The sequence below is a fragment of the Pseudomonas sp. R45(2017) genome, from assembly GCF_002112305.1.
GTDB classification, from domain to species: domain Bacteria; phylum Pseudomonadota; class Gammaproteobacteria; order Pseudomonadales; family Pseudomonadaceae; genus Aquipseudomonas; species Aquipseudomonas paraglycinae.
The window spans coordinates 906632-929447 of sequence record NZ_NEHH01000001.1 but is presented as its reverse complement, the minus strand read 5'-3'; the positions used below and the strand labels follow the sequence as shown (position 1 = coordinate 929447).

The window sequence follows — 22816 nt, the reverse complement described above, 5'->3', positions numbered from 1 at the left end:
TTCAGTGGAGGCAAACTCTATCCCGGACAGCATTTTTCCGGTGTAGGAAAAGGCAGCGTGATTTAGCCGAATTGGATTCATGGACCTACAAAAAAGGCTTACCTCTCGGTAAGCCTTTTTCAGTTGGCAGTGCTGATTCAATCCCCCAACGCTACCCCTTCACGCCGAGGATCTGCCCCGCCTGACAGCGTTGCCTTCCCCTGAGCATCCTTGACCCGCACGATGGCCTGGGTGCCGCTGGTCATGTCGATTTCGTTGACGGTGTGGCCCTTGTCCTTGAGTGCCTGGATCAGCGCCGGGCTGAACTGGCCTTGTTCCAGCTCCGTCGGGCCGTTGCGGCTGCCGAAGTTGGGCAGGCTGATGGCGCTTTGCGGGTCGAGGTTCCAGTCGAGCAGGCCAACGGTGGTTTTGGCCACGTATTCGATGATCTGCGAGCCGCCGGGAGAACCGACGGTGGCGACGAACTCGCCGCTGTTGCGGTCGAAGATCAGGGTCGGTGCCATCGACGAGCGCGGGCGTTTGCCGGGCTCCACGCGGTTGGCGACTTTCTGTCCGTTTTCTTCGGGGATGAACGAGAAGTCGGTCATCTGGTTGTTGAGCAGGAAACCCTGAACCATCAGGTGCGAGCCGAACGCTGCTTCGATGGTGGTGGTCATCGACACGGCGCCACCGAAGTCATCGACCGCCACCACTTGCGAGGTGGAAATGCGCAGCGGCGAGCGATCCGGCGCGTAGGCGACCTGTACGCCCGGCGGTGTGCCGGGTTTGGCGGTGCCCATGCTGCGTTCGCCGATCAGGCTGGCGCGGCTGGCCAGGTAACCCGGGTCGACCAAACCTTTGACCGGCACCGGCACGATGTCGGTATCGGCTACGTATTGCGCGCGGTCGGCGTAGGCCAGGCGCTCGGCTTCGGCGATCAGGTGCACGGCTTGCGGCGCAGGTTCGATGCCGGCGGGTTTATCGGTTTTCACTGGCTTGAGCGGCGTCAGAGCCAGACGCGGATCGCGGGTTTCCAGCGCCTGCAAGGTGCCGAGAGTCTGCGCCACCGCAATCCCGCCCGATGATGGCGGCGGCATCCCGCAAACCTGCCAGCGCTTGTAGTCGGTGCACAGTGGCGCGCGCTCCTTGGCCTGATAGTGCTGAAGGTCGTTCAGCGACAGGCTGCCGGGGTTGGCGTGGCCCTGAACCTTGGCCACGATTTCTTCGGCGATCGGGCCTTTGTACAGCGCGTCCGCACCTTCGTTGGCGATGCGTTTGAGCACGGCGGCCAGCGCCGGGTTTTGCAGTCGCGTGCCGACGGCTTTGACGCTGCCATCGCTGTTCAGAAAGTACCTGGCCATGTCCGGCGAACGGCGAATCACCGGGTCGGATTCCAGCAGTGAATGCAGGCGCGGAGAGATCGCAAAACCCTGCTCGGCCAGTTTGATCGCCGGCTCGAACAATGTTGCCCACGGCAAGCGGCCGTGCTTTTTGTGCGCCAGCTCCAATGCACGCATCACCCCCGGTGTGCCGACAGAGCGTCCACCGATCTGCGCCTGCGGGAACGGCATCGGTTTACCGTCGGCCTGCAGAAACAGTTTCTCGGTCGCACCCGCCGGTGCCGTTTCACGACCGTCGTAGGTGCGCACCTGTTTGCCATCCCACAGCACGATCATCGCGCCGCCGCCGATCCCGGAGGATTGCGGTTCGACCAGGGTCAACACGGCTTGCATCGCGATGGCGGCATCGATGGCGGAACCACCCTGACGCAACATTTCGCGACCGGCCTCGGCGGCCAGCGGATTGGCAGCGGCGGCCATGTGTTTTTCGGCGTGGCTGGCTTGTAGGCCGGTGCGGTAACCGGAGGCGGCTTCCGGTGCCAGCGGCAAGGTCGAGGAAGGCGGGGCGTTGCAGGCCGTGAGGGCGATGGCGCTGACGATCAGCGTCAGGGCGGGCAGGCGAAACCGGTTCAGGGGCAGGGCTGGAAACACGCGGGGCTCTCCGTCCGTGGGATAAAGGTCTGACGGACTGTATCGGCCGACCGTGTACGACGCAAACCGCAGGCACCTTTGTCCTTCATGCCTTGGCGGAATTTCTGTAGGGTCATGGGCAAACGTGAAGCCAGAACAATCAACAAGAGGCCGCCATGCACAACGAGTTTCCGACCCAGCCCAGCTATCGCGAACAGCGCGAGCGCTTTTTAGCCGCCGCGAAGGTGGCGGGTGCAACGCTCTCTTCGTACGCGCATCCGCTCAATGGGCCGTTTGGCGAGTCTTTGAGTACCGATGTTGCGGTGCTGGGGGATCCAGCGGCCAAACGGCGCCTGGTGGCGCTCAGCGGCACCCACGGGGTTGAGGGATATTACGGCTCGGAGTGCCAGATCGACTGGCTGAAGCATTTCACGCCGGACTCACTGCCGAAGGACGTCGCGGTGGTGATGGTTCACCTGATCAACCCGTGGGGCACGGCGTGGCTGCGGCGGGTCAATGAAGACAACATCGACCTCAACCGCAATCACCTGGATTTCAACCGACTGCTTCCGGACAACCGCGTTTACGCGGCGCTCCATGAAATTTACGCCTGCACCGATTTGAATGGCGCCGAGCGGCAAAAGGCTGATGCCTTGCTGGATGCGCAAATTGCCGAGCACGGCTGGCCGGCTGTCATGTCGATTGTCGAGGGCGGTCAGCACAGTCATCCCGACGGATTGTTCTTTGGCGGACTCGCGCCGAGCTGGTCGAATCGCACGCTGCATTCCATCATCGAGAATCATCTGGCCGGTGCTGAAACCGTGATGTGTTTCGACCTGCACACCGGCGCCGGGGAGTACGGGCATCCGATGCTGCTGACGATTACCCAAGCGCCGTATCCAGCACTGGCCCAAGCGCAATCGATTTACGGCCCGTGGCTCTACACGCTGCACACCGGCGCCGAAACCCTGAGCGAAACCGGTGTCGCGGCAACCGCTACCGGTTACACCTCGCAGGCGTTGCTCAACGCGTTGCCGAATGTGCAACTGATGCCGTTCGTGATCGAGTGCGGGACTTATCCGGGGCCGGACGTGCATCGTTATCTGCGCGACGATCACTGGCTGCATCTGCATGGCGATCCGCTGGATGCGACGGGGCGGGCGATCAAGTTGAATCTGCTGGAGCAGTTTTATCCGGCGGATCCGGACTGGCGGGCGATGGTCGGTTTACGGACGCGGCAGATTTGGGCGAAAGGGCTCTTGGCCTTGGGGGAAGAGGTATAAACAAACGGCTTGCCTTTCGGTAAGCCGTTTTGACTGCCTGGTGATGCGCATCGGTTTTGACTATGGATGCCGGAGGGTTACTGCTTGAATCCTGGCAGCCCGTTGGCGGCGCGCCATTCTCTTACGGTCTTCGTAATGCCCATGGCAGAGTTGTCCTCTCCTGGTTCGGGATAAAAAATCAAGTCGGTGCCGTCCGGGTGACCGGTAAGCTTTCTGAATTGTGCCAGCAGCTCGCCAAGCTCCGTGTCCGATCCACTTTTATTGGTGGCACGTATTTTTTCGATGAAACGGATAAATTCGGTTTCAGTGTATTCAGATATTTTTTCCATGTGCGTTCACTGTTTTTTGTGTTGAAAGATGTGGTTTTTAGGGGTGTTGATTCGGAGGTTGTCTATGTCGTAGACAGCGCCGCCATCAGTGATCCGCTCGACGTGATGTATTTCAAATACCCCTCTTGTGCCTACAGACTCCCTGTCTCGAACCGCTGGTGCGTTGCCCGACATTAAACGATCTTGGGCATCCGAATTGAACTGATCGAAAAGTTCTGGATCATCCCGCACGGCTTGCCAGAATGCTTTTCTGAACGCGTCGAAGTTTGAAAACTCCCTCCCTCTGAGTCTGTCCGCAATCCGCGTCGGAATCGGCACTCCAATCCCTGTTCCAGCTCCTGCCAGCCATACACCGGAAACATCCTCCCCAATCCCCGTCACCGTCCCCGGCATCAATCTCGCCGGTTTCGAAAACACCACATACAACGACTTCAGCCCGGTCTCAGCCGGAAACACCAGAATACAATCCTCGGCGGTGATGTCTTCGCCGGGCAGGATTTCAATCTGGCTGTCGGTGTTCGCGGCGATCGGGTGGACGAGAATCGTGCTGAGTGGTTCGCCGTGTTCCGGATACACCAGCGGCGGCATCGATCCCAGCGGCCCGCGTTGCGGCGTCCACAAAATCGTGATGCCGTTGAGCTTCGCCTCCATGGAGGTCTTGTCGTTGTTCCACTCGACTTTTACGGTACGCACCGAGTCGTCGCCCGAGGCTCCGGTGTGGATGCCGTAGACCTGCATGACCCCTTCGGCATCGCGTCGGAACTGGAACCGCACGCGAGTGGTTGCGCGAGACAAGGTGCGTAGCTGATCGTCGGTGTAGAGCGTGCCGTCGCCCATTCGGTTCGGCAGCATCCCGAGGATGAACACACTGGCCGGGCCTCCCGCACCGCGGATTGCCCAATTAAGGCGCTGCTGCAGGATTCCACCACCGGCCATGCGCCCCAACGCCAGATCGGCGCCGATGGCCTTCGCTACGGCGTGACTGGCAGCGGGAATGCGCAGGGCGCCTGCCACCATGACTTTGCCGAAGTGAGAGGCGGGCTCAGGTGTTGTGCCGGCATCCGTTCGACACCAGTTATCCGGTGTGCAGGGTTTGGCAAATACCAGATCGTCGCGAGGCTTTGGCGATGGCCATTCGTCTGTCGGGACGTAGACAGGCTCTGGCTCCGGGCGCGGATTCCAGGCAGCCCACGAGGCGCCGCCGTTCGGAAGTTTTCGGCGCCAGATATCGTCGAAAGGGTCTTTGTCCGGGGCCATGACAACTCCCTGTCTGTCTTTGGATCAAGACAGGGGAGCTTGTCGGTCAGTCGGGATGGCGATCAAATCGACTTGCCGGGATGCAGAGGCCTGATCGAACGAATAATCCTCTTCGTACGCCTTTCGCGCTCTGTTCCTACGGAATCATGCCGGCCCACTGAAGTGGGGCACTTTTCTTGAGGCATAAAAAACGGCCTAACTTTTGGTAAGCCGTTTTAATACTTAGTGGTGTGAAGTCTTTTCAGTGATTGACCATGAATCTTCACTTCTTGAAGCCAGGCAGTCCGTTTGCTTCATGCCATTTCGCGATTGTACGGGCTATGCCAGAGGACGACGTGTCAGCACCTGGCTCAGGGTAGTAGATAAGGTCCATCTTGCTCGGATGCCCAACGATCTCGTTGAAGTGCAGCAATAGAATATCTGCCCGTTCATCTGTAGGTGCCTTGTCTTCCTTTCTGATCTCGTCAATGACACGGCGTTGAGTCATTACTGACCTTTGAACCCAGGCAGACCCTGTGAAGCTCGCCATTCTTTCACAATCTGCGTGACCCCCCGAGGAGAGCTATCCGCGCCTGTCTCCGGGTAATAGATCAGATCGGATCCGGCCGGGTGTTCGCTGATTTTCTCGAAGTGCAACAGTAACAAATCAGCCCGACCATCGTCTTCGGCTTCTTCATCTTCTTTAACGAGTTCTTCCAACAACGCAACGAACTCGGTCTCTGTGTACTCCGAAATGCTGCTTTTCAGTAGATTGTCTTTCATGACTGGCCTATTCGTTCCGGTGGATATCGATGTGGTTTCGAGGTGTATTTACTCGTAGATTATCAACGTCGTAGACGTCGCCACCCTCGGATACTTTTTCGAGATGATGAAGCTCGTAAGATCTTCTGCCGCCGACACTATCGGCTTTGCGCACCCTTGGTGCTTTACCTTTACGCATACGGCCAACACTTTGCTTTATGAACTGATCCGCCACGGCAGACTCCGAAACGGCTTTCCAAAAAGCCCTTCGGAACGAATCGAAGCTTTGGAATTCGAGTCCCCTGAGTGAGTCTGCCACGTCTGTTGGAATTGGAACTCCCACCCCCGAGTTTGCTCCGACGAGCCATATGCCCGACGAATTCTCCCCAACCCCCGTCACCGTCCCCGGCATCAATCTCGCCGGTTTCGAAAACACCACATACAGCGACTTCAGCCCGGTCTCAGCCGGAAACACCAGAATGCAATCCTCGGCGGTGATGTCTTCGCCGGGCAGGATTTCAATCTGGCTGTCGGTGTTCGCGGCGATCGGGTGGACGAGGATCGTACTCAGTGCTTCGCCGTGCTCCGGGTGAACCAGCGGCGGCATCGATCCCAGCGGCCCGCGTTGCGGCGTCCACAAAATCGTGATGCCGTTGAGCTTCGCCTCCATGGCGCTCTTGTCGCTGTTCCACTCGACTTTTACGGTACGCACCGAGTCGTCGCCCGAGACGCCGGTGTGGATGCCGTAGACCTGCATGACCCCTCCGGCATCACGCCGGAACTGGAAGCGCACGCGAGTGGTGGCGCGGGGTAGGGTGCGCAGTTGTTCGTCGGTATAAAGGGTGCCGTCGCCCATTCTGGCCGGCAGCATCCCTAGGATGAAAACACTGGCCGGGCCTGTCGCACCACGGATTGCCCAGTTGAGACGTTGCTGCAGAATTCCACCGCCCGCCATGCGCCCCAAGGCCAGATCGGCGCCGATTGCTTTCGCTACGACCTTACTGGCTGCGGGAAAGCGTATGGCGCCCGCCACCATGATCTTGCCGAAACTGGAGGCGGGCTCAGGTGTTGTGCCGGCATCCGTTCGACACCAGTTGTCCGGTGTGCAGGACTTGGCAAATACCAGATCGTCGCGGGGCTTTGGGGTTGGCCATTCATCTGTTGGAACGTAGACGGGCTCTGGCTCTCGGGGCGGATTCCATGCTGCCCATGAGGCGCCGCCGTTTGGAAGCTTTCGGCGCCAGACATCATCGAAAAGGTCTTGGTCCAGGTCCATGACAACTCCCTGTCTGTCGTTGGATCGAGACAGGGGAGCTTGTGGGTCAGTGGGGATGGCGATCAAATCGACTGGTAGGGATGCAGGGGCCTGATCGAACGAAAAATCCTCTTCGTACGCTTTTCGCACCCGGTTCCTACGGAGCCAGCCGACTCACTGAGGAAGGGCACTTTTCTCTAGGCATAAAAAAACGGCCTACCTTTCGGTAAGCCGTTTTTAGTACTTGGTGGCTACACAGGGACTTGAACCCCGGACCCCAGCATTATGAATGCTATGCTCTAACCAACTGAGCTATGTAGCCAAGTGGCGCGCATTATTCCCCTGAAATGGAAAAGCGTCAAGCGTAAATTCAAAATATTTCTTCTTATTTTCAACCGCTTATCCTCCCGCGCCGAAAATCGGGGCGGGAGGGGCTTTCAACGCAGCTGAAATCTTCCGGTGTTGGCACTCAAGGCATGGCTGCCCTGGCTCAAGGTGTCCGCCGCAAGGTTCACTGCCCGCGCGCCCTCGAGCAGGCGAACCGCCGCTTGATCCACCTGCTGGATATTGCCGCTGACCTCATCGGCGGTGCTCGCCTGTTCTTCCACTGCCGTGGCGATCTGGGCGAGGGTGTCGGTGACGCTCTGCACGGCGCTGGCGATTTCCCCCAGGCGTTCGCCAAGTCCCGTGACCGCAGCGGCATCCGATTGCGCCTGGCCGCACGCAGCCTCCATCAGGCTCACGGCTTCGTTGACCGTATTGCGCAAGCTGTCGACCGTACCGGCGATCTGCGCTGTGGACGATTGCGTACGTTGCGACAGGCTGCGCACCTCGTCGGCTACCACGGCAAAACCACGACCTTGTTCGCCGGCGCGAGCTGCTTCAATAGCCGCGTTGAGCGCCAGCAGGTTGGTCTGCTCGGCGACGCCGCGAATGGTATCGACCACCAGTTGAATCTGCTGCCCTTGCTCGCTGACCCGGCCGAGCGCTGCGGCAGTTTCGTTCAGGCGCTGATTGAGCTGCTGGATGCTCGCCGTGGTCCGTTGACTGTCACGGCTACTGTCGGCGGCAATGCGCCGGGTGTGCTGAGCGCTGCCGGAAGCCTGTTCACAACTCTGCGCCACGCCTTGAGACGTCGCCGCCAGTTGCGTGGCGGCTGCGGCGATCTGGCTGATCTGCAATTGCTGCGCTTCGACTTCGCTGAGAGCGCCGCTGGAGTGATCGTTGAGGCTGCGCACGGCGTTGCTCAGTTGCGACGTCTCGTGATCGACACCCAGCAGGCTGGTGCGCAGTTGCACTACGGCCACGTTGAGTGCGGTGCTGATCGAGGCGAGTTCATCGCGACCCACGACCGGCACCTGCAGGCTCAGATTGCCGTCGCGCAGAGCCTCGGCCAGCAGCGTGATGCCGCTGGCACTGCGGCGGATAGAGGCTTGCAGGCAGACGAACAGGTACAGCGCCGCAAGTAACAGGAAACCGAACACAGCCGCGACAATGATGAACTGACGAATTGCCGATCCGTGGTAGTCATCCAGCCGCTGATCCAGCGACATCAGCGATTGCTGGCGCAGCGTGGCGAGGTTGCCGAGCAGGGCATCGAGAGTGCGCTCGAATTCTTCAGGCTTGAGATTGATGCTGCCGCCGAACACGCCGTCATCCAGCACTTTCAAACCGGCGTCCAGCTGTTTAAGGCTGTCGTGATATTGCCCGGCCCAGCCTTGCAGGGCTGGCGGCAGACGCGCTTCGAGCAGGCTCGCGGTTTTCACCAGCTGCTCGCGGGCATCGCCGATGCGGCTGCGCAGGTCGCGCAGTTGCAGACGGCTTTGCAGGGTGAACTGGCCGGAAACCACGGACGCCTGGCCGACGGCTGCCAGCCGACCGACCCGCTCGATCAGGTCTGGTGCGTGCTGGGTGGAAATCTGCGTCAGCAGATAGGTCTCCAGCCACGGCGCGAGGATCAGGCGATTGTCCATCGCGATCTGTTCGCGCAAGGCTTGCAGGGCGCTGAGGGCGTTGGTGAAACGGTCGTAACCGTCCGGCCACCAACCGACACCGGAAAGGCTTTTCGAGTCCAGGCCATTCAGCGCGGCTTGCAGGGCCTGATAGCGGGTCTGGGTTTCACCTTCCGCGCCTTCGGCTTGCAAGGCATTGCCCAAGTCCAGCGTCGCCTGGGCAGCAGCAGGTTGTACGCCATCGAACGCAGCCATCGCGGCAAGGGTCGCTGGCGTCGGCTGGCGGTTGGTTTCCGTGGCGCGCCAGCGGGCGGCGCGGTCGCGTTGGGCGGCGAGCAGGTTGTCGAGAGCATCGAGGGCGAGCAACTGCCGCACACCGGCACGTTCGCCGGCGATCAGGTTGAGTTTGTCGCGATAGTCCTGGCCGATCATCAACAGGCTGCCGGCCAATGGCAGGATAAACAGCAGAAACAACAACTGGAATTTACGCGCGAAGCCAAACCGCCCCAGCAACCTGATCCCCGGTGATAAGAAAGCCTGCATGCCCCATGACTCCTCTGGACACCACGCACCATCGGCGTGCATCGCGGTCGTTGCGACCGGGATTGGTGCCCTGCTAAAAGGCCTCGAAAGTTCACCCTTGCCCGCTCTGTAGGCAGGCTCTGTAGCGAAACTTCCCATTCTCGATGCCCTTTGTAAGGGCGCCGCGTTCAAGCGGATAAGCAAGGCAAGATTCAGACCATGGCGTTGCGCTATCACTTGTAGCGCGACGACTGAATAGTTCGTTAGCTGGCTAAGGGGATGGCGCTGGCGCACCGAAAAATGGCACATTGACGCACCTGCCCGCGTGCATCCATCTGCAGTCCGGAAACTCCCATGGCTATCAGCAACGTTCAGACCGCCGCTGCCTCGGCGTCCGCTCCTCCACAAAGCAGCCCTTTGGTGATGCGCATCATCGGCGCGGTGGCGCTGGCGCATTTGATCAACGACCTGATCCAGTCAGTGCTGCCGTCGATCTATCCGATGCTCAAGGCCAACTATGGCCTGAGTTTCACCCAGGTCGGCCTGATTACCCTGACATTCCAATTGACCGCTTCGCTGCTGCAGCCGTGGGTCGGTTATCACACCGACCGGCATCCGAAACCGTGGCTGTTGCCGGCAGGTTCCGTGTGCACGCTGATCGGGATTGTGATGATGTCGATGGTTGGCAGTTTCCCGTTGATTCTGCTGGCGGCGGCGTTGATCGGTATCGGCTCTTCGACTTTCCACCCTGAAGCTTCTCGTATCGCGCGGCTGGCGTCGGGCGGGCGTTTCGGTCTGGCGCAATCGACGTTCCAGGTCGGTGGTAATGCGGGTTCGGCATTCGGCCCGTTGCTGGCAGCGGCGATCATCATTCCTTTCGGCCAGGGTAACGTGGCCTGGTTCGGGCTGTTCGCGGTGTTTGCGTTGTTCGTGCTCTATCGCATCAGCCGCTGGTACGCCCATCACCTGAACCTGTTCAAGCTCAAGGCTGGCCAGGCCGCCACTCATGGACTGTCGAAGGGCAGAGTGATCAGCGCGTTGGTGGTGCTCGGGTTGCTGGTGTTCTCCAAGTATTTCTACATGGCCAGCCTGACCAGTTACTTCACCTTCTACCTGATCGAGAAGTTCGACCTGTCGGTGGCCAGTTCCCAGCTGCATCTGTTCCTGTTCCTCGGCGCAGTGGCGGCGGGCACGTTCTTCGGCGGGCCGATTGGCGACAAGATCGGGCGTAAGGCGGTGATCTGGTTCTCGATCCTCGGCGTGGCACCGTTCACGCTGCTGATGCCGCATGTCGATCTGTTTTGGACCACTGTCCTGAGCGTGGTGATCGGCTTCATCCTCGCTTCGGCGTTCTCGGCGATCGTGGTGTACGCGCAGGAGCTGGTGCCGGGCAATGTCGGGATGATTGCCGGGGTGTTCTTCGGTCTGATGTTCGGCTTCGGCGGGATTGGCGCGGCGTTGCTCGGTCATCTCGCGGACATTCACGGCATCGAGTACGTGTACTTCCTGTGCTCGTTCCTGCCGCTGTTCGGGGTGCTGGCGATCTTCCTGCCGAGAACCAAAAAGGCCTGACGGGCCGAATGTCAGGCACAAAAAAGCCGCGTATCAAACGCGGCTTTTTCATGGGTGCAGCTTTTACACGTTGAAGCGGAAGTGCATCACGTCGCCATCTTTGACGATGTAATCCTTGCCTTCCAGGCGCCATTTACCGGCTTCCTTGGTGCCCGCTTCGCCCTTGTACTGGATGAAGTCGTTGTAGGCGATCACTTCGGCGCGGATGAAGCCTTTCTCGAAGTCGGTGTGGATCACGCCAGCGGCTTGCGGTGCAGTGGCACCGACGCGGACGGTCCAGGCGCGGACTTCTTCGACACCGGCGGTGAAGTAGGTCTGCAGGTGCAGCATTTCGTAGCCGGCGCGGATCACGCGGTTCAGGCCAGGCTCTTCCAGGCCCAGGGCCTCGAGGAACATGTCTTTCTCTTCACCGTCGTCCAGCTCGGCGATTTCCGCTTCGATCTTGTTGCAGACCGGAACGACCATGGCGCCTTCTTCTTCGGCGATGGCCTTGACCACGTCCAGGTGCGGGTTGTTCTCGAAACCGTCTTCAGCGACGTTGGCGATGTACATGACCGGCTTGGTGGTCAGCAGGTGGAAGCCCTTGATGATCGCTTTTTCGTCGGCGCTCATGTTCTTCATCAGGCTGCGTGCAGGCTTGCCTTCAGTGAAGTGCGGGATCAGTTGCTCGAGCAGGGCCTTCTGGGCCACTGCGTCCTTGTCACCACCCTTGGCGTTGCGCGCGACTTTCTGCAGTTGCTTCTCGCAGCTGTCGAGGTCGGCGAAGATCAGTTCCAGGTCGATGATTTCGATGTCGCGCTTCGGGTCGACGCTATTGGAAACGTGGATCACGTTTTCGTCTTCGAAGCAGCGCACGACGTGAGCGATCGCGTCGGTTTCGCGGATGTTGGCCAGGAACTTGTTGCCCAGGCCCTCACCTTTCGACGCGCCGGCAACCAGGCCTGCGATGTCGACGAATTCCATGGTGGTCGGCAGGATGCGCTTTGGATTGACGATGGCCGCCAGAGCGTCCAGACGCGGATCCGGCATCGGCACGATGCCGCTGTTCGGCTCGATGGTGCAGAAGGGGAAGTTCTCGGCCGCGATCCCGGATTTGGTCAGGGCGTTGAACAGGGTGGACTTGCCGACGTTAGGCAGGCCGACGATGCCGCAATTGAATCCCATGGTGTTTCCCCTCGGATTAGAGTCAGGCCTTCTGGCTGTGCAGGTTTTTCATCGCGCGGTTCCATTCACCGGCGAGGATATCCGGCAGCACGCCGAGGGCAAAGTCGATGCTGGCATCGAGTTTTTCCTGTTCGGCGCGTGGCGCACGACCCAGGACGAAATTTGAAACCATACTGGCGACGCCCGGGTGGCCGATGCCAAGCCGCAGGCGGTGGAACGTATTCTGATTGCCCAATTGCGCAATGATGTCGCGCAACCCGTTGTGACCGCCATGGCCGCCGCCGACTTTGAGTTTGGCGACGCCCGGAGGCAGATCGAGTTCGTCGTGCGCCACCAGGATTTCTTCAGGCTTGATGCGGAAGAAACCGGCGAGTGCCGCCACGGCCTGGCCGCTGCGGTTCATGTAGGTGGTGGGAATCAGCAGACGAACATCCTGACCCTGATGCGAGAAGCGCCCGGTCAGGCCGAAATACTTGCGATCGGCCACGAGATTCACGTTCTGTGCGTGGGCGATGCGCTCAACAAAAAGGGCCCCTGCGTTATGCCGGGTCTGCTCGTATTCAGCGCCTGGATTTCCCAGGCCAACGATCAGTTTGATGGCAGTCACGATAGGGGCCCTTCCTTTGAGTGGTGGATAACATCGCCGCGATCAGGGAAGGCGGCGAAAGTGGACGAAAAATGCTCATTTACCATGGATGTAAACTCCGCGTTCCCGCCCGCTTTCTCGCTACGTTCCAGTCCGCGATGTTACCTGCTCACTCAGGCATGACAGAGTGAATTACTCTGCTGCGCCTTCTTCGGTAGCTTCTGGAGCAACACGTGGAGCGTGGACGTTGGCAACAGCCTTGTCATCGCCGTGTGCCAGAGCAACGAACTCAACGCCTTTAGGAGCTTTGAGGTCGGACAGGTGAACGATGGTGCCGATTTCAGCGTTAGCCAGGTCGACTTCGATGAACTCAGGCAGGTCTTTTGGCAGGCAGGAAACTTCGATCTCGGCAACAACGTGCGAGATTTCGCCGCCTTTCTTCACTGGAGCAGCTTCGTTGATGAAGTGCACAGGAACGATAGCGGTCAGTTTCTGGCCAGCTACAACGCGTACGAAGTCAGCGTGCATCACGTGGCCTTTGGCCGGGTGACGCTGCAGAGCCTTGATGATCACGTTTTGCTTGGTGCCACCAACGTTCAGTTCGATAACGTGGCTGTAGGCAGCTTCGTTTTCGAGCAGTTTGGCAACTTCTTTGGCCAGCATGCTGATGGATTCAGGGGCTTTGTCGCCACCGTAAACAACAGCTGGAACCAGGGCGGCGAGACGACGCAGGCGGCGGCTCGCACCTTTCCCCAGGTCGGAACGCGCTTCAGCATTCAGAGTAAAATCGTTCATTTTGTATCTCCAAAATAGCCATGACCGAGTGGCGTTTGCGACCAGCGCCGAACACGGTATGGGCAAAAAAGCCCCGCCCCGGCAGGAATGCCGGGGCGGGGCGCTTTTCGTCAACGAGACATTTCGAGAAGGGCAGGGCCCTTAACGGAACATCGCGCTGATCGATTCTTCATTGCTGATGCGGCGAACCGCTTCGGCAACAACCGGTGCGATATCCAGTTGACGGATACGTGCACAGGCTTGTGCTGCAGCGGACAGCGGGATGGTGTTAGTGACCACCAGCTCGTCCAGCACGGAATTTTCGATATTCTCGATGGCCCGACCCGACAGCACAGGGTGTGTGCAGTAGGCGAAGACCTTGGCTGCGCCATGCTCTTTCAGGGCCTTGGCCGCGTGGCACAGAGTGCCGGCGGTATCGACCATGTCATCGACCAGGATGCAGGTACGCCCTTCGACATCACCGATGATATGCATCACTTCAGAGTGATTGGCTTTCTCACGGCGTTTGTCGATGATCCCGAGATCCACGCCCAGGGATTTGGCAACGGCACGTGCACGCACGACGCCACCAATGTCCGGGGACACGATCATCAGGTTCTCGAAGCGCTGATCTTCGATGTCATCCACCAGAACCGGGGAGCCGTAGATGTTATCTACCGGAATATCGAAGAAACCCTGAATCTGGTCAGCATGCAGATCAACCGTGAGAACACGGTCGATGCCGACTACGGTGAGCATGTCAGCAACGACTTTCGCGCTGATAGCCACACGTGCGGAACGCGGACGACGATCCTGACGGGCATAACCAAAATAAGGAATAACAGCAGTGATACGAGTAGCCGAGGAGCGGCGGAAGGCATCAGCCATCACTACCAGTTCCATCAGGTTATCGTTGGTCGGAGCGCAAGTCGGCTGAATAATGAAGACGTCTTTACCACGAACGTTTTCATTGATCTCGGCTGTAATTTCGCCGTCGGAAAATTTACCGACAGAGATGTCACCGAGAGGGATATGCAGCTGACGTACGACACGCCGAGCCAGATCGGGGTTAGCGTTCCCCGTAAAGACCATCATCTTGGACACGCGCAGTACCTGAAGGCTGAGGGTATACCTGGATGAGTATAGGAAAATGGCAGGGGCGGCTGGATTCGAACCAACGCATGGCAGGATCAAAACCTGCTGCCTTACCGCTTGGCGACGCCCCTGTATCTGTTGCTTGCAAGTGCCGGGCACTTGGTTCCTTTAGAGCAGACTTTGCAGCTTGCGATGCAACATCGAAACGTTGCTTCCTTTCGCTACAAACCCTGTAAGGGTCTCTGTCAGAAGGGCCGAGACTTTATCAGCTTCAGCTTTGCTTGGGAAGCCCCCAAACACACAACTTCCAGTTCCGGTGAGTTTTGCTTCGGTAAAATTACCTAGCAAATTCAATGCGTTACGTACTTCTGGATAACGCCTCGAGACCACCGGCAAGCAGTCATTTCGACTGTTTCCCTCGGGAACGGGGCGCACTTTAATGGGCGGCGTGTTACGTGTCAACAATGGATCTGAAAAAATTTCTGCCGTACTAACAGAGACTTGCGGAACGAGCACGACGTACCACGGTTCGGCGGGCTCGACCGGGGTCAGTTTCTCGCCGACACCTTCGGCGAAAGCTGCGTGGCCACGCACGAACACCGGCACGTCCGCGCCCAGTGTGAGACCCAGTGCAGCCAGGCGATCTTCATCCCAACCCAGTTGCCACAAGTGATTGAGGCCGAGCAGGGTGGTGGCCGCGTTCGAACTGCCACCCCCGATGCCGCCGCCCATCGGCAGGATCTTGTCGATCCAGATGTCGATGCCGAGCGAGCAGCCGGATTGTTCCTGCAGTTTCTTCGCCGCGCGCACGATCAGGTTGCTGTCGTGGGGCACGCCGTCGAATTCGGTGTGCAGGCGAATCACGCCGTCGTCACGCACGGCGAAGGTGATTTCGTCGCCGTAGTCGAGGAACTGAAAAAGCGTCTGCAACTCGTGATAACCGTCTTCACGGCGACCGAGAATGTGCAGCATCAGATTGAGTTTGGCCGGCGAGGGCAGAGTGAGGCGTGGAGCGGTCATGCGTTATTGCCCCAATTTGCGCGGTTGCCAGGTCTTGATGACCAGCGTCACGTCCAGGTCGGTGCCGTGCAGCTTGATCCGCTCGGGCAGCCAGTAACCGTTCTGTTCGGCATAGCTGAGGTATTCGACCTGCCAGCCATCCTGATCCAGATTGGCCAGACGGCTGTTGCCGTCCAGAGTCAGACGGCTTTTGCTGTCCGGTGCCGGGAGGCCGCGAACCCACCAGGCCAGATGCGAGACCGGCAGTTTCCAGCCCAGTTGTTCTTCGACCAGTGCTTCCGGAGTCGGCGCTTCATAACGGCCCTGATTCGCCACTTCCAGCGACACCGCGCCCGGACGGCCGGTCAGCCGAGCGGCGCCACGACCCAGCGGGCCGGACAGACGAATGTCGTAGTAGTCCTGACGTTGCAGCCAGAACAGCGTGCCGCTGCCCGAGTCTTTCGGGGCGCGGATGCCGATCTTGCCGTCGATCTGCCAGCCGTCGAGGCCGGTCAGGTGTTGTTTGTTCGCGGCCCACTGTGCCGGATTGCCGTGGCCTTCGACCGACTCACGGGCGCCGAAGCCCGCACAACCGGCGAGCAGGGCGATGAAGCTGAAAACTATGACGTGGCGCAAAAACATGAGTTAAAGAGTCTCGGATCCGGTCAGGCGCTTGATGGTGCTGCGCAGGATGGTGCTGTCAGGCTGGTCCTTGAGGAACTTGCCCCAGATTTGTTTCGCTTCGCGCTGCTTGCCCTTGGCCCACAGCACTTCGCCCAGGTGCGCGGCGACTTCGTGATCGGGGAAGCGCTCGAGGGCCTGACGCAGGTATTTCTCGGCGTCTTCCAGATTGCCCATGCGGAAGTTCACCCAGCCGAGGCTGTCGAGAACCGCCGGGTCTTCCGGGTTGATCTGGTGCGCCTGCTCGATCAGCGCCTTGGCTTCAGCGTAGCGGGTGGTGCGGTCGGACAGGGTGTAGCCGAGGGCGTTGAGGGCCATGGCGTTGTCCGGATCGCGCTTGATGATCAGGCGCAGGTCTTTTTCCATCTGCGCCAGGTCATTGCGTTTTTCCGCCTGCATCGCACGGGTGTAAAGCAGATTCAGATCGTCCGGGTATTGCTGCAACGCTTGTTGCAGGACTTTCCAGGCCTTGTCGCCCTGATTGTTGGCGGACAGGGTTTCGGCTTCGATCAGGTATAACTGGATCGCGTAATCCGGCTGCTCGTCACGCTCGGCGGCCAGTTTGCTCTGGGCTTCGGCGGTCTTGCCGTTGTTCATCAGAATATCGGCTTGACGCAGCTGCGCCGGCAGATAGTCGTTGCCCGGGCCGACCTGGGCGTACTCGATGAGCGCGCCTTGCGGGTCGTTGCGTTCTTCGGCAATGCGGCCCAGGTTCAGGTGCGCCGAATCGACATGGCTTTCCCGGGCGATCAGGTCTTCCAGATAGCCCTTGGCCTCGTCCCAGGCCTTGGCTTCCAGGCAGACCAGCGCCAGGGAATAACGCAGTTCGTCGTCTTCCGGGTATTGCTGAACCAGGGTGGAGAACTCGACCTTGGCGTCGTCCATCCGGTCCTGTTCCACCAGCATCCGCGCGTAGGTCAGGCGCAGGCGCTTGTCGTCCGGATACTTCTTGATGCTCTTTTGCAGCAGCGGCAGCGCTTCGTCGCCGCGATTCAGCCCTTGCAGCAGGCGCGCGCGCAGCAGGATCGGGGCGATCTCGCCGTCTTCCGGCGGGTTGTCTTCGAGCAGGGCAAGCGCACCTTTGGTGTCGCCATCCTGCTGCATCAGCAGGGCCTTGCCGAAAATCAGCTGATTGTTGTTCGGGTGACGCTGCAACAGGCGGTCGAAGCTTTTCATCAGGCCGTTGCGGGTTTCCTGATCGGTGTCGGCGGCCGACAGCGCGAGGAAGTCGAAATGGGTGTCGCCTTTGCCCTGCAGGACTTTCTCCATATAGACCATCGAGTCGTCATAACGCCCGGCGCGAGCCAGTTGCACGGCGGCGGCGCGTTGCGCTTCGAGGTCGTCCGGGGCGTTTTTCGCCCAGATCAGCGCGGTATCGAGAGCCGGCTGATCGGCACCCAGATACTCGGCGATGCGGAACGCACGCTCGGAAACGCCCGGGTCCTGGGTGTTGATGGCCTGGGTCACGTAGTTGTCCAGGGCAATGTCGAAACGATTGCGCTGGCCAGCGAGCTCGGCGCTCAGCAGGCTGAACACCGTTTCCTGGCTGAACGAGCTGTAAACCTTGGGCTTTTCAGGGGCCGGCGTGGTGTCTTCGACCGGTGAGGCACCGTCCTGCGAAACGGGGGCCAAGGCCTGGCAGCCGCTGAGGAAGACAAAAGCGAGGAGCAACGCGGAAGATCTATTCATATAGGAAGAGGACGACTAACCTGCGGTCGGATCATCATGACACAAGCCTTCGGCCAAACATAACCGAGTCTCGATTGTGGCCATTATAGGGGCCGACAATTGGGACAATAGTCAGCGGTAGTTGTTCTGAATCTGACGAAGTAGGACAATTGCCGGCTTCACGTCACCATCAGCGACCTTGAATGGCCTTCCTTGCACTCGGTATCAACCACAAGACTGCTTCAGTAGACGTCCGCGAGCGCGTGGCCTTTACCCCTGAGCAGCTGGTGGAGGCCTTGCAGCAGCTCTGCCGACTCACCGACAGCCGCGAAGCTGCGATCCTCTCCACCTGCAATCGCAGTGAGCTGTATATAGAACAGGATCAGCTTTCGGCCGATATCGTGCTGCGCTGGCTGGCCGACTATCACCATTTAAGCCTCGATGAGCTGCGCGCGAGTGCTTATGTGCATGAAGATGATGCGGCAGTTCGTCACATGATGCGCGTCGCCTCCGGGCTCGACTCGCTGGTGCTGGGCGAACCGCAGATTCTCGGCCAGATGAAATCGGCCTACGCCGTTGCCCGCGAGGCCGGCACCATCGGGCCGCTGCTCGGGCGACTGTTTCAGGCGACCTTCAACGCCGCCAAGCAAGTGCGTACCGACACCGCGATCGGTGAGAACCCGGTGTCCGTGGCGTTTGCCGCCGTCAGCCTGGCCAAACAGATTTTCAGCGACTTGCAACGCAGCCAGGCCCTGCTGATCGGCGCCGGCGAGACCATCACCCTGGTCGCCCGTCACCTGCATGAACTGGGGGTCAAGCGCATCGTGGTCGCCAACCGGACGCTCGAGCGCGCCAGCCTGCTGGCCGAACAGTTCGGTGCCCACGCGGTGTTGCTCTCGGACATCCCGGCCGAACTGGTGCGCAGCGACATCGTCATCAGTTCTACCGCCAGTCAGTTGCCGATCCTCGGTAAAGGCGCGGTGGAAAGCGCGCTGAAGCTGCGCAAGCACAAGCCGATCTTCATGGTCGACATCGCCGTTCCCCGTGACATCGAGCCTGAAGTCGGCGAACTCGACGACGTTTACCTCTATAGCGTCGACGATCTGCACGAAGTGGTCGCCGAAAACCTCAAGAGCCGTCAGGGTGCAGCGCAGGCGGCTGAAGAGATGGTTTCGGTCGGCGCCGACGATTTCATGGTGCGCCTGCGCGAGCTGGCGGCGGTCGACGTGCTCAAGGCCTATCGTCAACAGAGCGAACGCCTGCGCGACGAAGAACTGCAAAAGGCCCTGCGCCTGCTGGCCAACGGCGGCAACGCCGAAGACGTGCTCGGGCAACTGGCCCGTGGCCTGACCAACAAACTCCTGCACGCCCCGAGCGTGCAGTTGAAAAAGCTTTCTGCCGAAGGCCGCCTCGATGCGCTGGCCATGGCTCAGGAACTCTTTGCCCTCGAGGGCTCACCGGATAGCTTTTCGGATAAAAAACCGCAATGAAAGCGTCACTGCTCAATAAGCTGGACATTCTCCAGGACCGTTTCGAGGAACTGACCGCGCTGCTCGGCGACGGCGAAGTCATTTCCGACCAGACCAAATTCCGCGCCTATTCCAAGGAATACGCCGAACTTGAGCCGGTGGTACAAGGCTATAAAAAGCTGCTCGGCGTACAAAGCGATCTTGAAGGCGCGCAGGCGCTGCTCAAGGACAGCGACCCGGACATGCGTGAAATGGCCGTGGAAGAAGTCCGCGAAGCCAAGGAGTTGCTGATCACGCTGGAATCCGACCTGCAACGCATGTTGCTGCCCAAGGATCCCAACGACGGGCGCAACGTGTTTCTCGAAATCCGCGCCGGCACCGGTGGCGACGAGGCGGCGATCTTCTCCGGCGACCTGTTCCGCATGTACTCGCGTTACGCCGAACGGCGTGGCTGGCGCGTGGAGATCCTCTCGGAAAACGAAGGCGAACACGGCGGCTATAAAGAAGTCATCGCCCGCATCGAAGGCGACAACGTTTACGGCAAGCTGAAATTCGAATCCGGCGCGCACCGCGTACAGCGTGTACCCGCCACCGAATCCCAGGGCCGGATCCACACCTCGGCCTGCACCGTGGCGGTATTGCCTGAGCCGGACGAGCGCGAAGCCATCGAGATCAACCCGGCGGATTTGCGCGTCGACACTTACCGCTCCTCCGGGGCCGGTGGTCAGCACGTCAACACCACCGATTCGGCGATCCGCATCACCCACATACCGACCGGCACCGTTGTCGAGTGCCAGGAAGAACGTTCCCAGCACAAGAACCGTGCCCGGGCGATGGCCTGGCTGGCGGCCAAACTCAACGACCAGCAGACGGCGGCGGCGGCCAACGCCATCGCCAGCGAACGTAAATTGCTGGTGGGTTCCGGTGACCGCTCCGAGCGCATCCGTACCTACAACTTTGCCCAGGGCCGGGTCACCGACCACCGCGTCAACCTGACCCTGTATTCCCTCGACGAAATCCTCGCCGGTGGCGTCGAAGCGGTGATCGAGCCGTTGCTGGCCGAATACCAGGCCGACCAGCTCGCAGCGATAGGTGAGTAAATGACCATCATCGCCAGCCTGTTGCGCGCCGCCGAACTGCCGGACTCGCCCACCGCGCGTCTGGACGCCGAATTGCTTCTGGCCGCCGCGCTGGGCAAGTCGCGCAGTTTTCTCCACACCTGGCCCGAGCGCATCGTGCCCAGCGAAGCCGCACTGGTTTTTGCCGAGTACCTGCAACGTCGTCGCAGCGGCGAGCCGGTCGCCTACATTCTGGGTCAGCAGGGTTTCTGGAAGCTGGATCTGGAAGTCGCACCGCACACGCTGATCCCGCGCCCGGACACCGAACTGCTGGTGGAAGCCGCACTGGAGTTGCTGCCGGCGACCCCGGCCAAAGTTCTCGATCTGGGCACCGGCAGCGGAGCGATTGCCCTGGCCCTGGCCAGCGAACGCCCGGCGTGGAAAGTCACCGCCGTGGATCGCGTGCTGGAAGCCGTGGCCCTGGCCGAACGCAATCGCCAGCGCCTGCACTTGAACAACGCCACGGTGCTGAGCAGTCACTGGTTCAGCGCCCTCGAAGGCAAGCGTTTCGAGTTGATCATCAGTAACCCGCCGTACATCCGCGCGGCCGATCCGCATCTGGTGGAAGGCGATGTGCGCTTCGAGCCGGAAAGCGCCTTGGTGGCCGGCATCGACGGGCTCGACGATCTGCGCCTGATCATCGCCCAGGCGCCGGCGCATCTGGAGGCCGGTGGCTGGCTGATGCTCGAACACGGCTATGATCAAGCCGAAGCCGTGCGCGATCTGCTGCTGACGCAAGGTTTCGACGAAGTCCACAGCCGCACCGATCTGGGCGGCCATCAACGGATCAGCCTGGGGCGCCTGCCGTGCTGAATGATCAGGAATTGTTGCGCTACAGTCGGCAGATCCTGCTGCAACACATCGACATCGATGGCCAGTTGAAGCTCAAGGACAGTCGGGTATTGATCGTCGGCCTCGGCGGTCTCGGTGCGCCGGTGGCGCTGTACCTGGCGGCGGCGGGTGTTGGTGAATTGCACCTGGCGGATTTCGACACGGTCGACCTGACCAACCTGCAACGCCAGATCATTCACGACACCGACAGCGTCGGCATGACCAAGGTCGACTCGGCGCTCAAGCGCCTGAGCGCGATCAACCCTGAAATCAAACTGATTCCTCATCGTCAGGCGCTGGACGAAGATTCTCTCGCCGCAGCCGTGGCGTCGGTGGATCTGGTGCTCGACTGCTCGGACAATTTCTCCACCCGCGAAGCGGTCAACGCCGCTTGCGTGGCCGCGCGCAAGCCATTGGTCAGCGGCGCGGCGATTCGCCTCGAAGGACAACTTTCGGTGTTCGACCCGCGCCGCGCCGAAAGCCCGTGCTACCACTGCCTGTACGGTCACGGCAGCGAAGCCGAACTGACTTGCAGCGAAGCGGGTGTGGTCGGGCCGCTGGTCGGTCTGGTCGGCAGCCTGCAAGCGCTGGAAGCCTTGAAGTTGCTGGCGGGATTCGGCGAGCCGCTGGTGGGGCGTCTGCTGTTGATCGATGCACTGGGCTCGCGATTCCGTGAGCTGCGGGTCAAGCGCGATCCGGGTTGCAGCGTCTGTGGTTCGCAGCATGCGTGAAGCGCCGATCGCCGTATTCGATTCCGGCGTCGGCGGATTGTCGGTGCTGGCGGAAATCCAGCAACTGCTACCGAATGAATCGCTGCTGTACCTCGGCGATTGCGGCCATATTCCTTATGGCGAGAAAACTCCGGAATTCATCCGCCAGCGTTGCAGTGTGATGGCCGGTTTTTTCCGCGAGCGGGGCGCCAAGGCGCTGGTGATCGCGTGCAATACCGCGACTGTGGCCGGCGTCGCTGATTTGCGCCGGGACTTTCCCGAATGGCCGATTGTCGGCATGGAGCCGGCGGTCAAACCGGCCGCCGCCGCCACCCGCAGCGGCGTGGTGGGCGTGCTAGCCACTACCGGCACTTTGCAGAGTGCGAAATTTGCGGCGCTGCTCGATCGTTTTGCCACGGATGTGCGGGTCATCACGCAGCCGTGCCCCGGACTTGTCGAGCGGATTGAAAGCGGCGATCTTCACAGCCCCGAGTTGCGTGCATTGCTCAAGCACTACGTCGATCCGCTACTGGCGAACGGTTGCGACACGATCATTCTGGGCTGCACCCACTATCCGTTTCTCAAGCCGATGCTCAAGTCGATGATCCCCGAGAGCATCAGCTTGATCGACACCGGCGCGGCAGTAGCCCGCCAATTGCAGCGGCTGCTGGCCGAGCGGGATCTGCTCGCCGAAGGGCCGAACCGACCGGTCAGATTCTGGACCAGCGCCGATCCCGAGTCTTTGCGCAACACGCTGGCCCTGTTGGGCCAAGTCGCCGGCGACGTCGAAAAATTCACCTTGTAAAAAAAATGTGAAATATCTAAAAAGTCAGCTGAACTTCTGACCAAGCGCAGTTTTCT

General features: G+C 60.2%; 21 protein-coding genes and 2 tRNA genes. 7 read left to right on the top strand and 16 right to left on the bottom strand.

All coding sequences use genetic code 11. From position 1 onward, the window contains the following. Nucleotides 1-137 precede the first annotated feature (137 nt). Nucleotides 138-1970, bottom strand: a complete 1833-nt coding sequence (gene ggt / locus CAF74_RS04335; protein WP_085745401.1) for a gamma-glutamyltransferase — start codon at nt 1968-1970, stop codon at nt 138-140. A 155-nt stretch (nt 1971-2125) separates the two neighbouring features. On the opposite strand from ggt, the gene CAF74_RS04330 reads away from it, so the two are divergent. Continuing rightward, nucleotides 2126-3232 carry a DUF2817 domain-containing protein gene (locus tag CAF74_RS04330; protein ID WP_085745400.1) on the top strand — a complete coding sequence of 369 codons (1107 nt, stop codon included), beginning with the start codon at nt 2126-2128 and terminating at the stop codon, nt 3230-3232. Nucleotides 3233-3309: 77 nt separating this feature from the next. Here CAF74_RS04330 and CAF74_RS04325 read toward each other — a convergent pair whose 3' ends face one another. The 7 genes from CAF74_RS04325 to CAF74_RS04295 all read right to left on the bottom strand — a co-directional run bounded on the left by CAF74_RS04325 (nt 3310) and on the right by CAF74_RS04295 (nt 9309). Further along, nucleotides 3310-3561, bottom strand: a complete 252-nt coding sequence (locus CAF74_RS04325) for a bacteriocin immunity protein (protein WP_085745399.1) — start codon at nt 3559-3561, stop codon at nt 3310-3312. A gap of 6 nt (nt 3562-3567) precedes the next feature. Next, entirely contained in the window at nt 3568-4818 is a 1251-nt protein-coding gene (locus CAF74_RS04320) for an S-type pyocin domain-containing protein (protein ID WP_085745398.1), read from the bottom strand. Nucleotides 4819-5080: 262 nt separating this feature from the next. Further along, nucleotides 5081-5305 carry a bacteriocin immunity protein gene (locus tag CAF74_RS04315; RefSeq protein WP_236191694.1) on the bottom strand — a complete coding sequence of 75 codons (225 nt, stop codon included), beginning with the start codon at nt 5303-5305 and terminating at the stop codon, nt 5081-5083. Next, complete coding sequence (locus CAF74_RS04310; RefSeq protein ID WP_085745396.1) at nt 5305-5580, bottom strand: bacteriocin immunity protein; 276 nt, start codon at nt 5578-5580, stop codon at nt 5305-5307. The genes CAF74_RS04315 and CAF74_RS04310 overlap by 1 nt, the downstream gene beginning before the upstream one ends. A gap of 7 nt (nt 5581-5587) precedes the next feature. Then, nucleotides 5588-6835, bottom strand: a complete 1248-nt coding sequence (locus CAF74_RS04305; protein ID WP_085745395.1) for an S-type pyocin domain-containing protein — start codon at nt 6833-6835, stop codon at nt 5588-5590. A gap of 224 nt (nt 6836-7059) precedes the next feature. Next, nucleotides 7060-7136: transfer RNA gene (locus tag CAF74_RS04300), tRNA-Met, on the bottom strand. Between the two features lie 115 nt (nt 7137-7251). Continuing rightward, a complete protein-coding gene (locus CAF74_RS04295; protein WP_085745394.1) occupies nt 7252-9309 on the bottom strand; it encodes a methyl-accepting chemotaxis protein in 2058 nt (685 codons plus the stop codon). Between the two features lie 333 nt (nt 9310-9642). Between CAF74_RS04295 and CAF74_RS04290 the strand changes: the two genes are divergently transcribed. Next, complete coding sequence (locus CAF74_RS04290) at nt 9643-10860, top strand: MFS transporter (protein WP_085745393.1); 1218 nt, start codon at nt 9643-9645, stop codon at nt 10858-10860. 63 nt (nt 10861-10923) lie between these two features. Here CAF74_RS04290 and ychF read toward each other — a convergent pair whose 3' ends face one another. The 8 genes from ychF to CAF74_RS04250 all read right to left on the bottom strand — a co-directional run bounded on the left by ychF (nt 10924) and on the right by CAF74_RS04250 (nt 17848). After that, nucleotides 10924-12024: a redox-regulated ATPase YchF gene (ychF, locus tag CAF74_RS04285; RefSeq protein ID WP_085607001.1), complete on the bottom strand. Its 1101-nt coding sequence runs from the start codon at nt 12022-12024 to the stop codon at nt 10924-10926. A 22-nt stretch (nt 12025-12046) separates the two neighbouring features. Beyond that, complete coding sequence (pth, locus tag CAF74_RS04280) at nt 12047-12631, bottom strand: aminoacyl-tRNA hydrolase (RefSeq protein WP_007951726.1); 585 nt, start codon at nt 12629-12631, stop codon at nt 12047-12049. A gap of 171 nt (nt 12632-12802) precedes the next feature. Continuing rightward, complete coding sequence (locus tag CAF74_RS04275) at nt 12803-13405, bottom strand: 50S ribosomal protein L25/general stress protein Ctc (RefSeq protein ID WP_007951725.1); 603 nt, start codon at nt 13403-13405, stop codon at nt 12803-12805. Between the two features lie 141 nt (nt 13406-13546). Beyond that, complete coding sequence (locus CAF74_RS04270) at nt 13547-14488, bottom strand: ribose-phosphate pyrophosphokinase (RefSeq protein WP_003171603.1); 942 nt, start codon at nt 14486-14488, stop codon at nt 13547-13549. Between the two features lie 47 nt (nt 14489-14535). Beyond that, nucleotides 14536-14610 (bottom strand) — tRNA-Gln (locus tag CAF74_RS04265). A 37-nt stretch (nt 14611-14647) separates the two neighbouring features. Continuing rightward, nucleotides 14648-15499 carry a 4-(cytidine 5'-diphospho)-2-C-methyl-D-erythritol kinase gene (ispE, locus tag CAF74_RS04260; RefSeq protein ID WP_007951723.1) on the bottom strand — a complete coding sequence of 284 codons (852 nt, stop codon included), beginning with the start codon at nt 15497-15499 and terminating at the stop codon, nt 14648-14650. Between the two features lie 3 nt (nt 15500-15502). Then, complete coding sequence (gene lolB / locus CAF74_RS04255; RefSeq protein WP_007951721.1) at nt 15503-16120, bottom strand: lipoprotein insertase outer membrane protein LolB; 618 nt, start codon at nt 16118-16120, stop codon at nt 15503-15505. Nucleotides 16121-16123: 3 nt separating this feature from the next. Beyond that, nucleotides 16124-17848 carry a tetratricopeptide repeat protein gene (locus tag CAF74_RS04250; RefSeq protein ID WP_085745392.1) on the bottom strand — a complete coding sequence of 575 codons (1725 nt, stop codon included), beginning with the start codon at nt 17846-17848 and terminating at the stop codon, nt 16124-16126. 182 nt (nt 17849-18030) lie between these two features. Between CAF74_RS04250 and hemA the strand changes: the two genes are divergently transcribed. Genes hemA through murI form a run of 5 tightly spaced genes read left to right on the top strand, consistent with a single transcriptional unit; the run spans nt 18031 to nt 22760 of the window. After that, on the top strand, nt 18031-19317 hold the full coding sequence (gene hemA, locus CAF74_RS04245) for a glutamyl-tRNA reductase (RefSeq protein WP_007951716.1): 1287 nt from the start codon (nt 18031-18033) through the stop codon (nt 19315-19317). After that, a complete protein-coding gene (prfA, locus tag CAF74_RS04240; RefSeq protein WP_007951714.1) occupies nt 19314-20396 on the top strand; it encodes a peptide chain release factor 1 in 1083 nt (360 codons plus the stop codon). Before hemA ends, prfA begins: the two co-directional genes overlap by 4 nt. Continuing rightward, complete coding sequence (prmC, locus tag CAF74_RS04235) at nt 20397-21227, top strand: peptide chain release factor N(5)-glutamine methyltransferase (protein WP_085745391.1); 831 nt, start codon at nt 20397-20399, stop codon at nt 21225-21227. Then, entirely contained in the window at nt 21221-21976 is a 756-nt protein-coding gene (locus CAF74_RS04230) for a molybdopterin-synthase adenylyltransferase MoeB (RefSeq protein WP_085745390.1), read from the top strand. The genes prmC and CAF74_RS04230 overlap by 7 nt, the downstream gene beginning before the upstream one ends. Beyond that, entirely contained in the window at nt 21969-22760 is a 792-nt protein-coding gene (gene murI, locus CAF74_RS04225) for a glutamate racemase (RefSeq protein WP_085745389.1), read from the top strand. The genes CAF74_RS04230 and murI overlap by 8 nt, the downstream gene beginning before the upstream one ends. Nucleotides 22761-22816 lie beyond the last annotated feature (56 nt).

What these genes read in the sequence shown, in the direction of transcription:
- CAF74_RS04250 (WP_085745392.1), bottom strand. Translation starts at nt 17,848, where the DNA reads ATGAATAGATCTTCCGCGTTGCTCCTCGCTTTTGTCTTCCTCAGCGGC.
- CAF74_RS04315 (WP_236191694.1), bottom strand. Translation starts at nt 5,305, where the DNA reads ATGACTCAACGCCGTGTCATTGACGAGATCAGAAAGGAAGACAAGGCA.
- CAF74_RS04275 (WP_007951725.1), bottom strand. Translation starts at nt 13,405, where the DNA reads ATGAACGATTTTACTCTGAATGCTGAAGCGCGTTCCGACCTGGGGAAA.
- murI (WP_085745389.1), top strand. Translation starts at nt 21,969, where the DNA reads ATGCGTGAAGCGCCGATCGCCGTATTCGATTCCGGCGTCGGCGGATTG.
- hemA (WP_007951716.1), top strand. Translation starts at nt 18,031, where the DNA reads ATGGCCTTCCTTGCACTCGGTATCAACCACAAGACTGCTTCAGTAGAC.
- prfA (WP_007951714.1), top strand. Translation starts at nt 19,314, where the DNA reads ATGAAAGCGTCACTGCTCAATAAGCTGGACATTCTCCAGGACCGTTTC.
- lolB (WP_007951721.1), bottom strand. Translation starts at nt 16,120, where the DNA reads ATGTTTTTGCGCCACGTCATAGTTTTCAGCTTCATCGCCCTGCTCGCC.
- CAF74_RS04310 (WP_085745396.1), bottom strand. Translation starts at nt 5,580, where the DNA reads ATGAAAGACAATCTACTGAAAAGCAGCATTTCGGAGTACACAGAGACC.
- CAF74_RS04325 (WP_085745399.1), bottom strand. Translation starts at nt 3,561, where the DNA reads ATGGAAAAAATATCTGAATACACTGAAACCGAATTTATCCGTTTCATC.
- CAF74_RS04295 (WP_085745394.1), bottom strand. Translation starts at nt 9,309, where the DNA reads ATGCAGGCTTTCTTATCACCGGGGATCAGGTTGCTGGGGCGGTTTGGC.
- ispE (WP_007951723.1), bottom strand. Translation starts at nt 15,499, where the DNA reads ATGACCGCTCCACGCCTCACTCTGCCCTCGCCGGCCAAACTCAATCTG.
- ychF (WP_085607001.1), bottom strand. Translation starts at nt 12,024, where the DNA reads ATGGGATTCAATTGCGGCATCGTCGGCCTGCCTAACGTCGGCAAGTCC.
- prmC (WP_085745391.1), top strand. Translation starts at nt 20,397, where the DNA reads ATGACCATCATCGCCAGCCTGTTGCGCGCCGCCGAACTGCCGGACTCG.
- CAF74_RS04305 (WP_085745395.1), bottom strand. Translation starts at nt 6,835, where the DNA reads ATGGACCTGGACCAAGACCTTTTCGATGATGTCTGGCGCCGAAAGCTT.
- CAF74_RS04290 (WP_085745393.1), top strand. Translation starts at nt 9,643, where the DNA reads ATGGCTATCAGCAACGTTCAGACCGCCGCTGCCTCGGCGTCCGCTCCT.
- CAF74_RS04320 (WP_085745398.1), bottom strand. Translation starts at nt 4,818, where the DNA reads ATGGCCCCGGACAAAGACCCTTTCGACGATATCTGGCGCCGAAAACTT.
- CAF74_RS04330 (WP_085745400.1), top strand. Translation starts at nt 2,126, where the DNA reads ATGCACAACGAGTTTCCGACCCAGCCCAGCTATCGCGAACAGCGCGAG.